This is a genomic window from Pseudomonas sp. 10B238 (genome assembly GCF_000970615.1).
Classification (GTDB): Bacteria; Pseudomonadota; Gammaproteobacteria; order Pseudomonadales; family Pseudomonadaceae; genus Stutzerimonas.
In genome coordinates, this window is sequence record NZ_KQ033973.1 from 1 (window position 1) to 939 (window position 939).

A 939-nucleotide genomic window follows, 5' to 3' on the forward strand; every position below is an offset into this window, starting at 1 on the left:
CGTTATAGATCGTCTCACGACAGACGTAGGCATCTCTGAGGTTGGGTATGGTCATGCTGCGCAGCTTGCCGGCAATCTGCTCGGGAGACAAACGCTTACGCAGCATGTGGGCCACCAGTTCGAAGCGCTCGCTGCCCGGCACAAGCTTGCGCTTGGGGCGACAAACCTGGCGCCGAATGTTCATCTGTTGCTGGGCGCAGCGGGCCGAGTAAGCACCACTACTGCCTCGATTGCGCTTCAGCTCTCGGCTGATGGTCGAGGGCGACCTGTCAATCAGGCGAGCAATGCCGCGCAGGCTGAAGCCTTGAGCTTGACTGAGTTGAATGATGGCGCGCTCTTCGACGCTGAGTTCGGAATAGGACATAGGGGCAGCACCGTACCGGAAAGGTCAGGTGTTGCACTCAGTTTTCGCGGCCGCCCTGCATACCGAGACATTGCTTGATGTTCGCAAGCTGCTCTCCAATTTCACCAAGGTGCGCTATGCCGGCTACAGCGGTGTGACTCTGCCGGAGTCCTACAACGGGCTTGGAGCCAGAAACCTCATTTTCATCCTTTTGCAGCTTGCGGGATTCTATAAATCGTTTCTGGCCGAACCAAATTCTCCAGGGGTGCACCTGGTCTTCATTGAGGAACCCGAGGCTCATTTGCACCCTCAGATGCAGGAGGTTTTCATACGTCAGCTCGCGAAGACTGCTCAACTGCTGGTTGAAGGCACGGAAAGTAAGACGGCTTGGCCGGTCCAGTTCGTCGTTTCCACGCACTCATCGCATATAGCCAACGAGGCCGGATTTGAAAGTATCCGCTATTTCCTCAGTGGCGAAGTACAAGGCGCAGCCGCTGGCGTTCGCCAAACGAGGGTCAAGGATCTACGCGAGGGGCTGGACGGCGTTTCCGAACCGGACAAGAAGGGCGGTTGCAGGAGCTGAGTGCAACACGGTT

At 57.1% G+C, this 939-nt stretch carries 2 protein-coding genes; one reads left to right on the forward strand and one right to left on the reverse strand.

All coding sequences use genetic code 11. The annotated features are described in order from the left end of the window. A partial coding sequence (locus RT21_RS22835; RefSeq protein ID WP_046164462.1) for a helix-turn-helix domain-containing protein occupies positions 1-364 on the reverse strand: 364 nt, incomplete at its 3' end. A 70-nt stretch (positions 365-434) separates the two neighbouring features. On the opposite strand from RT21_RS22835, the gene RT21_RS22840 reads away from it, so the two are divergent. After that, positions 435-926 (forward strand): ATP-dependent nuclease, encoded by a 492-nt coding sequence (locus RT21_RS22840; RefSeq protein ID WP_256203917.1) that lies wholly within the window; start codon positions 435-437, stop codon positions 924-926. Positions 927-939 lie beyond the last annotated feature (13 nt).